The sequence below is a fragment of the Saccharothrix australiensis genome, from assembly GCF_003634935.1.
In the GTDB taxonomy this organism is placed as follows: domain Bacteria; phylum Actinomycetota; class Actinomycetes; order Mycobacteriales; family Pseudonocardiaceae; genus Actinosynnema; species Actinosynnema australiense.
The window spans coordinates 3,227,723-3,240,237 of sequence record NZ_RBXO01000001.1 but is presented as its reverse complement, the minus strand read 5'-3'; the positions used below and the strand labels follow the sequence as shown (position 1 = coordinate 3,240,237).

General features: G+C 75.6%; 9 protein-coding genes. 3 read left to right on the top strand and 6 right to left on the bottom strand.

Features of this window, described 5'->3' with window-relative positions:
• Positions 1-128: 128 nt before the first annotated feature.
• Positions 129-2,006, bottom strand: a complete 1,878-nt coding sequence (locus C8E97_RS35320; protein ID WP_246018895.1) for a serine/threonine-protein kinase — start codon at positions 2,004-2,006, stop codon at positions 129-131.
• Positions 2,007-2,313: 307 nt separating this feature from the next.
• On the opposite strand from C8E97_RS35320, the gene C8E97_RS14845 reads away from it, so the two are divergent.
• Complete coding sequence (locus C8E97_RS14845) at positions 2,314-2,613, top strand: DUF1540 domain-containing protein (protein ID WP_121005957.1); 300 nt, start codon at positions 2,314-2,316, stop codon at positions 2,611-2,613.
• Between the two features lie 54 nt (positions 2,614-2,667).
• Here C8E97_RS14845 and C8E97_RS14840 read toward each other — a convergent pair whose 3' ends face one another.
• Positions 2,668-6,087, bottom strand: a complete 3,420-nt coding sequence (locus C8E97_RS14840; protein ID WP_121011530.1) for an ATP-binding protein — start codon at positions 6,085-6,087, stop codon at positions 2,668-2,670.
• Positions 6,088-6,191: 104 nt separating this feature from the next.
• Here C8E97_RS14840 and C8E97_RS14835 point away from each other — a divergent pair, with 104 nt between their 5' ends.
• On the top strand, positions 6,192-7,055 hold the full coding sequence (locus C8E97_RS14835) for an alpha/beta fold hydrolase (RefSeq protein ID WP_121005955.1): 864 nt from the start codon (positions 6,192-6,194) through the stop codon (positions 7,053-7,055).
• 303 nt (positions 7,056-7,358) lie between these two features.
• On the opposite strand, the gene C8E97_RS35315 is transcribed toward C8E97_RS14835, so the two are convergent.
• From C8E97_RS35315 to C8E97_RS14815, 4 genes are all read right to left on the bottom strand, one after another.
• Positions 7,359-7,832: a hypothetical protein gene (locus C8E97_RS35315; protein WP_211347017.1), complete on the bottom strand. Its 474-nt coding sequence runs from the start codon at positions 7,830-7,832 to the stop codon at positions 7,359-7,361.
• A gap of 99 nt (positions 7,833-7,931) precedes the next feature.
• The gene (locus tag C8E97_RS14825) at positions 7,932-10,172 is read right to left on the bottom strand and encodes a heavy metal translocating P-type ATPase (RefSeq protein WP_121011527.1); all 2,241 of its coding nucleotides are present in this window, start codon (positions 10,170-10,172) and stop codon (positions 7,932-7,934) included.
• A 22-nt stretch (positions 10,173-10,194) separates the two neighbouring features.
• Positions 10,195-11,100, bottom strand: a complete 906-nt coding sequence (locus C8E97_RS14820; RefSeq protein ID WP_121005953.1) for a hypothetical protein — start codon at positions 11,098-11,100, stop codon at positions 10,195-10,197.
• A gap of 57 nt (positions 11,101-11,157) precedes the next feature.
• Entirely contained in the window at positions 11,158-11,379 is a 222-nt protein-coding gene (locus C8E97_RS14815) for a heavy-metal-associated domain-containing protein (protein ID WP_121005951.1), read from the bottom strand.
• 529 nt (positions 11,380-11,908) lie between these two features.
• On the opposite strand from C8E97_RS14815, the gene C8E97_RS14810 reads away from it, so the two are divergent.
• Complete coding sequence (locus C8E97_RS14810; RefSeq protein ID WP_121005949.1) at positions 11,909-12,244, top strand: helix-turn-helix domain-containing protein; 336 nt, start codon at positions 11,909-11,911, stop codon at positions 12,242-12,244.
• Positions 12,245-12,515 lie beyond the last annotated feature (271 nt).

The following is a 12,515-nucleotide window of genomic DNA, read 5'->3' as shown; positions in this document are numbered from 1 at the left end:
TGCGGCCGACCAGGGTGGCCGACGTGGTCATCGACAACGACGACCCCGCCTCACCGGTGATCGGGAAGTGGCCCGCGGGGACCGCCTCCCGAGCACGCGGAACGCGTGCCGGCCGTGGTCGGTCGGGCTCAGGACTGGCTGTCGATGGCCCAGCCGTCGCCGACCCGGACCAGCCCGTAGCGGTGCTGCTCGGAGGACGTCCCTCCCGTCTTGTAGAAGTAGGTCACCGTGGCCGTGACCTGGTTGCCGTTGGCCTGCACGTTGGAGACCTGGACGTCCTGCATCTGCCCCCAGAACTGCTGGTACCCGGCGAAATCCAGCCCGCGCGACGCCCGGAAGGCATCGGTGAGCCGGGCGTAGCCGGCGTCGAGCCTCTCCGGCAGCAGGGCGTAGTAGTCGATGAGCGCCTGGTCCGCGCTTGCCGCAGGCTGGGCGGTCGTGGGCTGAGCCGTCGTGGGCTGGGGAGAGGTCGTGACCTGCGTCGTGCCGGACGTGGTCCGCTCGGCCCCGGTCTGCCCGGTTTCCGTCGGCTGCGGTTCGGACGGCGGGTTCTCGCCCGCGGTCTGCTCGGCGGTCGTGGTGGCGTCGTTCGCGCCGGTGCCCTGGTCGGTCGTGGACGGGCCGCCGCCCCGGTTGAGCCACACCACGAGCACGACGACCAGGAGCGCCGCGAGGACACCACCGGCGACCAGGGCCGCCCGCCGCCGACCCGGTCCCGGTTCGCCGGTGGTGGGTGTCGGGTCGACCGGCGGGGTGTCCACCGTGCGGGCGTCCGCGAGCGGCACGGCCGGTGGCCCGGCGGGGACGGTGGCGCGGTCACCGGCGGTGGGGCTCTCGACGGTGGTCCCGTCGGCGGCGAGCACGTCGGTCGACGCGGCTCCGGCGGGCGGCGGCACGGCGGCGGGAACCTCGGGAGGAGCGCCGGCCGAGGAGGCGTCGGCGGGCCGGGCGTCGGCGGGCTGCGCATCGGTCGGCCCGGCATCGACGGGCTCGGCGTCGACGGGCTGGGTCACGACAGGCTGGGCATCAGCGGCCTGGGCATCAGCGGCCAGGGCATCAGCGGCCAGGGCATCAGCGGCTTGGGCGTCAGCGGCTTGGGCGTCGGCGGGCTCGGCACCGGCGGGCCGGGCAGGCGCCACGTCCGCCGGCGGCACGACGCGGGTCGCCTCGGCCACGGGCAGCGCCGACGCGAGCACCGTCGCCGGGTCCACCGTCTCCTCGGTCAGCATCCGCACGGCCTCCGCCATGCTCGGGCGCGCCTCCGGGTCCGGGTCGAGCAGGCGGGTCAGCACGGGCTCCAGCGACCCGGCGTTCTTCGGCGGCGGGTACCGGCCCTCGGCCGCCCGGTGCAGCAGCAGGATGGGGTTGCTGTCCAGCCCGAACGGCGGCCGGCCCTCCAGCGCGGCGTACAGGGTCGCGCCCACGCCGAACACGTCGGCCGGGAACCCCGTCTCACCGCCCCTGGCGACTTCCGGCGCGAGGTACGCGGGCGTGCCGACGAGCAGCCCGGACCCGGTGAGCGTCCCCTCGCCGGCGACCCGCGAGGTGCCGAAGTCGGTGACCTTCACCGTGCCGAACTCGGTGACCAGCACGTTGCCCGGCTTGACGTCCCGGTGCACGACGCCCGCCTGGTGCGCCGACGCCAGCCCGGCCGCGAGCTGCCTGCCGATCCGGCGCACCTCGTCGGGCGGCAGCGCCCCCCGGTCGGCGAGGATGGCCGCCAGGCTCCGCGACGGCAGGTACTCCATGACCAGCCACGGCCGGCCCTCGTCCTCGATCACGTCGTAGAGCGCGATGACGTTCGCGTGCTGGAGCCGGGCCGCGATCCGGCCCTCGCGCACCGCCCGCCGGGTGGAGTCGGGGTCGAACCCGTTGCGCGTCAACAGCTCCTTGACCGCGACGATCCTCCGCAGCCGGGTGTCCTCGGCACGCCAGACCACGCCCATCCCGCCCGCGCCGATCCGGTCGGTCAGCCGGTACCGGCCCGCGATGGTGCGCTCGTCCACCACTGCTCCTACTCCCCCACCACGCACGTCGAGTACTCGAACACCCGATCCAGCGACCATCGAACGTGTGTACCCGCCTACGATGCCGGCCCTGCGTCACCTGATCGGCGACCGCCGAGCGGTGTGTCGCGCCCGGCGCACGCGCCGGACCCGTCGGGAAACCGCGTGGAATGGTGGTCGGTGGACCACCGGAGCCCATTTCGCTATTCGGCGTGGTTAGCCTTACCTGATTCCTGCCGAGTTGCGACCTTGGAATGGCCGTGCCGATACTCGATATACCCGGACATCCGCCGATCGAGGAGCGGCCATGACCACCACAGAAATGCCCGCCGTCAACGAGTGCACCGTCGTCGGCTGTTCGTACAACCACGACGGTTGCCACGCGTTCGCGATCACCGTCAGCGGTGCCGACGGCGTGGCGGACTGCGGGACCTTCGTGCCGCTGTCCACCAAGGGCGGCCTGCCGAAGGTCGTCGCGCAGGTGGGCGCGTGCTCGCGCGTCGACTGCGTGCACAACTCCGACCTGGAATGCACGGCAACCGGTGTGCGGGTCGGTCCCGGCAGGGGCGACCACGCCGCGAACTGCCTGACCTACCAACCCCGGTAACGCGCCACCGAATTCCGGTCGCACGGGCTTCCGGCATTCCGCGCGGGCGGTCGTTCAGCCCCGCGCGGATTCGACCAGGAGGGCCCGTGCGCGCCGGCGGTGCCGCTCGGCGTCAGCCGGACGGCCCAGCGCGGCGGCGAGGTCGCCGAGGTACCCCGCCACCGGTCCGAGGGTGAGCAGCCCGCTGGCCGCGCCGGCCAGCTCGTCGGCCGCCGGCAGGAGGTCCTCGTAGACCTGCCGCATCAGCGCCTGGTCGGCCACCCCGAGCGCGACGGTGGCGGTCAGGCACGTCCTCGCCTCGTACAGCAGGTCCCTCGGCGAGTCCCGGACCGCCGCGCGGGCCTCCGCGCGGCGACCGGCCGCCAGGTGCGCGAGCGCGTCCGCCCACGGCCGGTACGGTCCCCACTCGTCCGCGTCGACCACCCGGCCGGGATCCGGCAGCCGACCGGCCCGGACGTCCAGGCACAGCAGGGCGAACGGCAGGATGCCCGCCTCCAGCCCGGACATCCCGGTGCCGCCCAGCCGCGCGGCGGCGGTGCGGTAGGCGGTCCGCGCCTCCTCGTCGCGCCCCGCGACCGCGAGCCGCAACGCGGCGTACCACTCGGTGAACACGCCGACCAGCGGCAGCTCGTGGCGTTCGGCGATGCGGTCGGCGGTCGCGGCGTGCTCGTCGGCGGCGGCGAACCGGGCGAGCGCGGCGTTCGCCTGGACGAGGACCAGGTGGGCCAGCACCTCGGACGCGACCAGGCCGTGCCGGGTGGCCACCGCCAGCAGGTCACGGCCGATGGCGGCGCGCCGGGGCGCGAGGCCGGCCCGCTCGAAGGACTGCATGAACCGGCCGTCGAGGGCGAACGCCAGCAGCGCCGGGTCGTCCAGCCAGCGGGCGATCGCCTCCGCCTCGGCCGCCGCCGCGCGACCGCGCTCCCCCGCCGTGCCGCGCAGTTCGAGCGCCAGCGTGCCCAGCAGCCGGGCGCGCGTCGCGAGGTCGCCGGGACCGAGCGCGGCCAGCGTGCGCTCGGTGACCTCCACCAGGTGGTCGGACATGGCCTGGTCGTCGTTGCCGGTCCAGACCGCGGGCACGTCGAAGGACCCGATCACCGCCGCCGTCAGGGCGGGGTCGCCCAGCCGTTCGGCGGCCGTCAACGCCTCGGCGCGGTGCCGGCGCGCGGCGGCCAGCTCGCCGGTCACCGCCAACGCCCGCACCATGCCCATCACGGACCGCAGCCGCGTCCGCACGTCGTCCGAGCCGGAGCGGTCGTGGGCGGCGACCGCGTCCCGCCACAGCCGCGCCGCCTCGTGGGGCGCGAACCGCTGTTCGGCGCGTTCCGCCGCCGCGCGGGCGTAGTGGGCGGCCTTGGCGGCGGTCGCGCGGCTCTCCGCGCGCAGGAAGTGGTGCGCGAGCGCGTCCACGTCGTCGGGGCGGACGCGTTCGACGGCCTCCGCGACGGCGGCGTGCCAGCGCCCGCGACGTGACCGGGGCGTGTCGGCGTACAGGGTGTCGCGCACCAGGTCGTGCGCGAACCGCACCTCGTCCGCGCCGCGCTCCGCGAGGAAACCCATGAGCTGCGCGGATTCCACCGCGTCCAGCACGGCGTCCTCGTCGCCGGACAGCGCGATCAGCAGGTCGAGGTCGACGTCGTGGCCGATCACGGACGCCTGGCGCAGGACGAGCCGGGCGGGCTCGGGCAGGTTCGCGACGCGGCGGCGGATGACGTCCCGCACGCCCTCGGGGACGGCCGACAGCACCTCGACGCCCTCGTCGTCCAGCAGCCGGGCCAGTTCGCGCACGAAGAACGGGTTGCCGCCGCTGCGCCGGTGGACGACGCGGGCGGTGGCGTCGTCCACGTCCCGGTAGGCGGTGGCGCGCACCAGCTCGGCCACGGCCGGCCCGTCCAGGCCGCCGAGGTGGACGCGGGTCGGCTCGGCGCGGGCGAACCGGGCCAGCGCCTCGCCGAGTTCGGCGGTGACCTCCGTGGCCCGGTAGACGCCGACGACCAGCACCGGCGCGGGTATCGGCTCGGCGACCAGGGAGGTCAGCGCGGCCAGCGTCTCCTCGCCCGCCCAGTGCAGGTCGTCGGCGACCAGCAGCACCGGTCCGGCGGAGGCCGCGGCGGTCAGGCGCGCCGCCACGGCGCGCAGCCGCCGCGCTCGCTCGGCGGCGGGGTCGAGGGGCCGCGCGACGGGGTCGGCCGGTTCCGCGTCGGCGCCGGTCGGACCGGTGTCGTGACCGGCGGGCCCGGACGCGGGGGCGGGGACCGGATCGAGGGCAGGACCGGCGGCGGGAGAGGAACCGGGAGCGGCAGCAGGACCGGGGCCGGTGGCGGGATCGGGAGCGGGACCGGCGGCGCTCCTTCCGGCGGGTTCGACGGCGGGAGCCGTTCCGGCAGCCTCGGCGGGTTCGACGGCGGGAGCCGTGCCGGGGACCTCGGCGGGAGCCGTGGCGGGGTCGGCGAGCACGTCAGGCACGAAGCGGCCACCGTCGTGCTCCTGGCTGCGGCTCCACAGCGTCGTCCACCCGCGCACCGCGAGCCGCCGCGCCACCACCTCCGCCAGCGCCGTCTTGCCCGCGCCCGCGTCACCCGAGACCAGCGCCAACCCCAGCCGGGCGCGGGCCACGACGTCCGCCGCCGCGTCCTCCAACCGGGCCACCTCGGCCGACCGACCCACGAACGGGCGATCCGCCACCACCCGCGGCGCGGGCGTCCGGGCCGGCTCACCGGCCAGGTGCGGCGCCTGGTCCAGGATGTCGGCCTCCAGCCGGCGCAGGTCCGGTCCGGGGTCGACGCCCAGCTCGTCGGCCAGCACCCGCCGCGCCCGGCGCAGGGTGCCCAGCGCGTCCGCCTGCCGGCCCGACCGGTACAGCGCGAGGGCCAGCAGCCGCCACCCGTTCTCCCGCCACGGCTGACCGGCCACGTGGGACTCCAGCTCGGCCGCCGCCTCGGCGGGCCGGGCCAGCGCGAGCACCGCCTCCGCCCGGCGCTCGACGGCCAGCAGCCGCAACTCGTCCAGCCGCGCCACCTCGCCCCGCGCCCACCGCTCCTCCGCGAACTCCGAGTAGGCCGGTCCGCGCCACCGCGCGAGCGCGGCGTCCAGGGAGGTCAGCGCCGCCTCGGCCGCGCCGTCCGCGAGCAGGTCGCGCGCCTCGTGCACCGCGGTCTCGAAGCGCACCGCGTCCACGGCGTCGCCGGCGAGCAGCGCGTAGCCGGGCGCGGCCGTGACCAGCAACCGCGACGGCGTGCGGGGCGGCCGATCGGGTTCCAGGGCGCGGCGCAGCGTGAAGACGAAGCTCTGGATCGCGCCGACCGCGCCGTCCGGCGGGTCCTCCCACAGGTCGTCGACCAGCCACGACACCGGCACGACCCGGCCCTTGGCGACCAGCAGCCGCGCCAGGACGGCCCGGTGCCGCCGCCCCTTGAGGTCGACCGGGCCGCGCTCGTCCTCGGCCACCAGCGGACCGAGCACCCCGAACTCCACGGGCACCAGCTTAACCGCAGGTCAGACGGCTCCGAAGTGGACGCTGACCGGTTGCTGACCGGGCGCGGGCAGGCTCGACCCCGCAACCACTCGGAAGGACTCCCATGACCATCACCGGCTTCGACCACCAGCGCGTCACCGTCGCCGACGGGGTGCGGCTGAACGTGGCCGTCGGCGGCTCCGGCCGCCCCGTCGTGCTCCTGCACGGCTTCCCGCAGACGCACCTGATGTGGCGGCACGTGGCCGCCGACCTGGCCGCCGACCACACCGTCATCTGCCCCGACCTGCGCGGGTACGGCGACAGCGACAAGCCCGCCGACGGGCCGTACGACAAGCGCACGATGGCGGCCGACGTCGTGGCCCTCGCCCGCGGGCTCGGCTTCGACCGGTTCGCCCTGGCCGGGCACGACCGGGGTGCGCTCGTCGCCATCCGGGCCGGGCTGGACCACCCGGACGTGATCACCCACCTGGCGTCGCTGGACGTGCTGCCGACCCTGGACATGTGGGAGGTCATGCGGGGCCGCTCGGCGGCCGTCGGCTTCCACCTGTACCTGATGGCGCAGGCGCCCGACCTGCCCGAGCAGCTCATCGGCGCGGCTCCGGACGCGTTCTTCGGCCACTTCCTGGACAGCTGGACCACCGACCCCGGCGCGATCCCGGCCGACGTGCGCGCGGCGTACCTGGCCGCGTCGCGCGCGGCGGTGCCGTCGATCGTGGCGGACTACCGGGCGTCGGCGACCACCGACGTCGAGCACGACGAGGCGGACCGCGCGGCGGGGAACCGCCTGCGGATGCCGGTGACGGTGCTCCAGCAGGACTGGGGCGCGGCCCTGGGCTTCGACGCCGAGGGCCTGTGGCGGCAGTGGGCCGACGACCTGGTGCACAACACCGTGACGTGCGGTCACTTCATGGCCGAGGAGGCGCCCGCCGACGTGGTGAAGGCGCTGCGGGACCTGCTCGCGCGGTAGGGGTGCATGGGGGGGCGACCCGTCCTCGACGTTGATCGACGAGCGCGCGAACGTCGCTAGGACGGGCAGCCCCGCCCTCGACGCCCTCCACCCCTCCAGGACTGACGCCCTTCAAGTCCTTCGAAGCAGCGGGACCACAGCAGAGGGACCACGGACTCGAAGCGCCCGGAGGCTACGCAGGTCTTGGATGGTCGTCGGGGACGCTACGGAGCTTGACCACCCCTCCGCTTGGATACGAATCCGCCGCCCGGCTCCCCCGATCGGTCCGGTTCTTGGCCCGCAGCGACCCCGGTCGCGGTCGGATCACGCCGTACTGACGGGAGATCCGCGCGGCGGATTCGTACACAGGCGATGGGGTGGTCCTGTTGCTCGGCGTCCCCGATGACCGTCCAAGACCTGGCAGCCTTCGAGGAGCTTGAGTCCGTGCTCACCCTGCTGTGGTCCCGCTGCTTCGAAAACCGACAAGCACCAGACCTGAACCAGGGACCACGGACCACGAGCCGGGCGCAGGACCCGGTCGACCTGGTAGTCGAGCACGGCTCTGGCCGCCTCGGGCGTGCGGTGGCCGATGGCGACGTCCACGGCCAGGCTCGTCGCCGGCGACCAGCAGATGTCCGCGTCGACCCGGTCGTCCCCGCCCGGCCCGGTCCGCGCCGCCGCGATCAGCCCGGCGGTGAACGTGATCAGCCCGACGTCACCGGGCGCCGGGACGCGGGCCATCGCGGGGTCGGAGAACGTGCGGCCCAGCACCGCCACCGAGAACCGGATCAGGCGCACGCTCTCCTCGTCGGGCGTGACCAACGCGTGCAGGCAGTGGCGGAGCAGACGGCCGCGGTCCGGAGCCCGCGGTGGACTCCGGACCGCGGTGCGCGGCGGTCAGCCCACCGGTGTGGGCTCCCGCCGGCGGTCGGCCGTGCCGGTCGGCCGCGCGGTCGGCGCGGTGCCCCGGAAGCCGCGCAGCCGCAGGCTGTTGGTCACCACGAACACCGACGAGAACGCCATCGCCGCGCCCGCGATCATCGGGTTCAGCAGACCCGCCGCCGCGAGCGGCAGCGCCGCCACGTTGTAGGCGAACGCCCAGAACAGGTTCCCCTTGATCGTGCCCAGGGTCCGCCGCGACAGCCGGATCGCGTCCACCGCCGCGAGCAGGTCGCCCCGCACCAGCGTCAGGTCGCCCGCCTCGATCGCCGCGTCCGTCCCGGTGCCCACGGCCAGCCCGAGGTCGGCCCTGGCCAGCGCCGCCGCGTCGTTCACGCCGTCGCCGACCACCGCCACGACCCGCCCCTCGGCCTGGAGCCGCGCCACCACGTCCACCTTGTCCTCCGGCAGCACCTCGGCGATCACCTCGTCGATGCCCACCTCGGCCGCGACCGCCCGCGCCGCGGCGGCGTTGTCACCGGTCAGCAGGACCGGCCGCAGACCGAGGTCGCGCAACCGCCGCACGGCCTCCGCCGAGGTCGGCTTCACCGCGTCGGCGACCACCAGCACCGCCCGCGCCACGCCGTCCCAGGCGACCAGCACGGCGGTCCGCCCCCGCTCCTCGGCCTCGCGCTTGGCGCGGGCCAGGTCGTCGTCCAGGCGCACGCCCCAGTCGGCCAGCAGGCCCTCCCGTCCGACGACGAGCGCGTGCCCGGCCACGACGCCCCGCACGCCCAGGCCCGCCAGGTTGCGGAAGTCCTCGACCGGCGGCAGCGCGCCGACCCGGTCCACCGCGCCCGCCGCCACGGCCTTCGCGATCGGGTGCTCCGAGGCGTTCTCCAGCGCGCCGGCCAGCCTCAGCACCTCGTCGGCGGTGACGCCCGCCGCGGTGCGCACGTCGAGCAGCGTCATCCGGCCCGTGGTGACGGTGCCGGTCTTGTCCAGCACCACCGTGTCCACCCGCCGCGTCGACTCCAGCACCTCCGGGCCCTTGATCAGGATGCCGAGCTGCGCGCCCCGGCCCGTGCCGACCAGCAGCGCCGTCGGCGTCGCCAGGCCCAGCGCGCACGGGCAGGCGATGATCAGCACCGCCACGGCCGCCGTGAACGCCGCCGAGACCCCGCCGCCCGCGCCGAGCCAGAACGCGAGCGTCCCGACCGCCAGCGCGATCACCACCGGCACGAACACCGCCGACACGCGGTCGGCCAGCCGCTGTGCCCGCGCCTTGCCGTTCTGCGCGTCCTCGACCAGCTTCGCCATCCGCGCCAGCTGGGTGTCCGCGCCGACCCGCGTGGCGCGCACCACCAGCCGGCCGCCCGCGTTGACCGTCGCGCCGACCACGGCGTCACCGGGGCCGACCTCGACGGGCACCGACTCGCCGGTCACCGCGCTCGCGTCGACCGCCGAGCCGCCCTCCTCCACGACGCCGTCGCTCGCGACCTTCTCGCCCGGCCGCACGACGAACCGGTCGCCCACGGCCAGCTCGTCGACGGGGACGCGGACCTCCCGGCCGTCCCGCAGCACCGCGACGTCCTTCGCGCCCAGCTCCAGCAGCGCGCGCAGCGCCGCGCCCGCCCGGCGCTTGGACCGCGCCTCGAAGTACCGGCCCGCCAGGATGAACGTCGTCACCCCGGCCGCGACCTCCAGGTAGATCGAGCCCGCGCCGTCGGTCCGCGCGATGGTCAGCTCGAACGGGTGCGTCATGCCGGGCGTGCCGGCGGTGCCGAACAGCAGCGCGTACAGCGACCACGCGAACGCGGCCAGCGTGCCCATCGAGACCAGCGTGTCCATCGTGGCCGCGCCGTGCCGCAGGTTCGCCCACGCCGCCCGGTGGAACGGCAGCGCGCCCCAGACCAGCACCGGGGCGGCCAGCGCCAGCGAGATCCACTGCCAGTGCGTGAACTGCCACGCGGGGACCATCGCGAGCGCGACCACCGGCGTCGCCAGCACGGCGGACACCACCAGCCGCCGCCGCAACGACGCCGTCGGGTCGTCCACCGCGTCGGCGGGCCCCTCCTCGGCGGAGGGCAGCGTCGCGCCGTAGCCGGCGGCGGCCACCTGCTCGACCAGCGCACGCGGGTCGAGCCCGTCGGGCACGGACACCTTCGCCTTCTCGGTGGCGTAGTTGACCGTCGCGGTCACGCCGTCGAGCCGGTTCAGCTTCCGTTCGATCCGGGCGGCGCACGAGGCGCAGGTCATGCCCGTGATCGACAGTTCCAGGTCAGTGGCCACGACGCGCCTCCACGGTGAACTCGGCGGTGCGCACGACGTCCTCGTGCCGGAAGTCCAGGAACAGCCGGTAGGTGTCCGCCGTCGGCACCCGCGCGGTGAACGGGAGCACGGGTCCGGGCGCGGTCCTGCCGTCGCCGGGCGCGCCCTCCGGGTGGACGTGCAGGTAGGCGAGGTCGGCCCGGCGCAACGCCACCAGGTGCCCGTACGCCGCCAGGTGGGGCTGGAGGTCGGTCACCGGCCGGCCGTCCCTGGTCACGGTGAGCCGGATCGGGGACGCCCGGCCGGGCACCAGGTCGCCGTCCAGCCGCACCCGGTAGCCGTCGACCTCGGCGACCCGGGCGGGCGCGTGCCCACGCGGCTCGTACCGGCCCGCGACCGACACGTCCGCGCCGAGCGTCGTCGCCGCGCCGCCGGTCGGCTTGAAGTCGGCGAACACCCGGTAGGAGCCGCCCTCGGCCACGTCCAGCGGGGCCGACCAGGTGCCGTCGGCGGCCATCCCCGGGTGCAGGTGCCGGTAGTGCGAGGTGTCGCGGCGGACGACGATGAGGTGCATCCGCTGGTCGTGCGCCACGTCGAACGCGGTGACGGCGTGGCCGTCGCGGTCGAGGACGCGGAAGGTGAACGGGGTTCCGGGGGTCGGCGTCAGGTCGGTGGGCGCGAGGGTGTAGCCGCCCCTGGACGACGCCAACCCGGCGGGCTGGTCCTGCTCGGCCCCCGCGACGGTGGCGCCGTGGTCGTCCCCGTGGCCGGCGTCCTCCGCGCCGTGCGCCCCGCCGCGACCGCCCTCGGCGGTGCCGGCGGGGAGGGGACCGACAGCACCGCCGGTCGCCCAGGCCGCACCGGCGACCAGGACGAGCGCCGCACCGTAGGCGGAGAGCTTCGCTGCTGTGTTCATGGTGTGGTCCTCGGACTGGGGGGCCCGCCCGCTCGGGGCGGGCCCCGGGTGGTCGGCTCAGCGGGCGAGCGCGTAGCCCGCTTCCTCGACGGCGGCGCGCACGTCGGCCTCGGCGACCGGCGCGGCGCTGGTGATCCGCACCGCGCCGGTCGGCAGGTCGACGGCCACGTCCGTCACCCCGGCGATCCGCGTGACCTCCCCGGTCACCGACGCCGCGCAGTGGCCGCAGGTCATCCCGGTGACGGTGAAAGTGGACTCGGTGAAAGTGGACTCGGCCATCGTCGGCTCCTCCTCGTCGTCCGGGGTCGCTCCCCGGTGGTCGAATTTATACCCCCCTGGGGTATGTATAAGTCAACGTGGTTGAGACTTGGGTTACACCCATAGGGGGTATGGGTAAGTCGCGATCCGGGCGGAAGTCCACCGCGACGGCAACGCTTCCGCCGGCGCGTCACCCGGATGACCGAGGACCCTGTCGAATCGGGACTTCCGACCCTGCGCACCGCCCCGCCGCCGGTGGCACAGTTGTCGATGGCTGCCACGACGGCGGTGAGGAGCAGCGGAGCGGGTGTTCGGGAACCCGCTCCCATCGTGCGGACGACGGGGAGGGCAACCCCCAGACCTCCCCGTCGCCCGCCGACCGGGGCGCACCACCCGGATCCGCTCGACGACCTCGGCCGCTTCCCGCCCGGACGGCGCCGAGCGGACGTCGCACCCGACCTCGGACCGCGCGCACGCAACGCGTCGTCACCGCTTTGGCGCCACGCTTTCAGGGGACGCGCATGACGGACGTTGCGTGCGCGCAACTATCATGGGCGGCGTGAGCGCAGACCAGAACGCACCGTCGCCCCTGTGGACCTACATCGAGACCAACCTGGAGAACCGCGGCCTCACCACCGGTGACCTGGCCCGCGCCACCGGCGTGCACCGGAGCCGCTTCACCGATTGGCGACGCGGCAAGTCGATCAGCATCGAGACCGCGCGGTCCATCGCGAACCTGTTCGACGTGAGCCCGCTGGAGGTGCTGGTCGCCGCCGAGCTGATCACGGCCGAGGAGGCGCAGCTGCGGCACACCAGGCCCGACCCGGCGGAGTTGAGCGACGAGGAGCTGGTCGCGGAACTGCGGCGTCGCCTCAAGCGCAAGTAACCCCGCCCGCCGCGCACCGGCGTCGGCGTCCCCCGGCCGGGAGGACGCCGACGCCGCCGAGTCCCGGCCACGACCGTCCGCGCCGCCTCACCCGCCGCGCCGCCTCACCCGCCGCGCCGCCTCACCCGCCGCGCCGCCTCACCCACCGCGCCGCCTCACCCACCGCGCCGCCTCACCCCGCCCGCCGCCGCGCCGCCTCACCCGGCCCGCCGAGTCCGCCGAGCCCACCGCCCACCCGGCCCGCCGCTTCGCCGCGCCCACCGCTTCGCCG

Coding starts and splice junctions, on each gene's coding strand:
- C8E97_RS14845 (WP_121005957.1), top strand. CDS start 2,314: ATGACCACCACAGAAATGCCCGCCGTCAACGAGTGCACCGTCGTCGGC.
- C8E97_RS14835 (WP_121005955.1), top strand. CDS start 6,192: ATGACCATCACCGGCTTCGACCACCAGCGCGTCACCGTCGCCGACGGG.
- C8E97_RS14825 (WP_121011527.1), bottom strand. CDS start 10,172: ATGACCTGCGCCTCGTGCGCCGCCCGGATCGAACGGAAGCTGAACCGG.
- C8E97_RS14820 (WP_121005953.1), bottom strand. CDS start 11,100: ATGAACACAGCAGCGAAGCTCTCCGCCTACGGTGCGGCGCTCGTCCTG.
- C8E97_RS14815 (WP_121005951.1), bottom strand. CDS start 11,379: ATGGCCGAGTCCACTTTCACCGAGTCCACTTTCACCGTCACCGGGATG.
- C8E97_RS14810 (WP_121005949.1), top strand. CDS start 11,909: ATGGGCGGCGTGAGCGCAGACCAGAACGCACCGTCGCCCCTGTGGACC.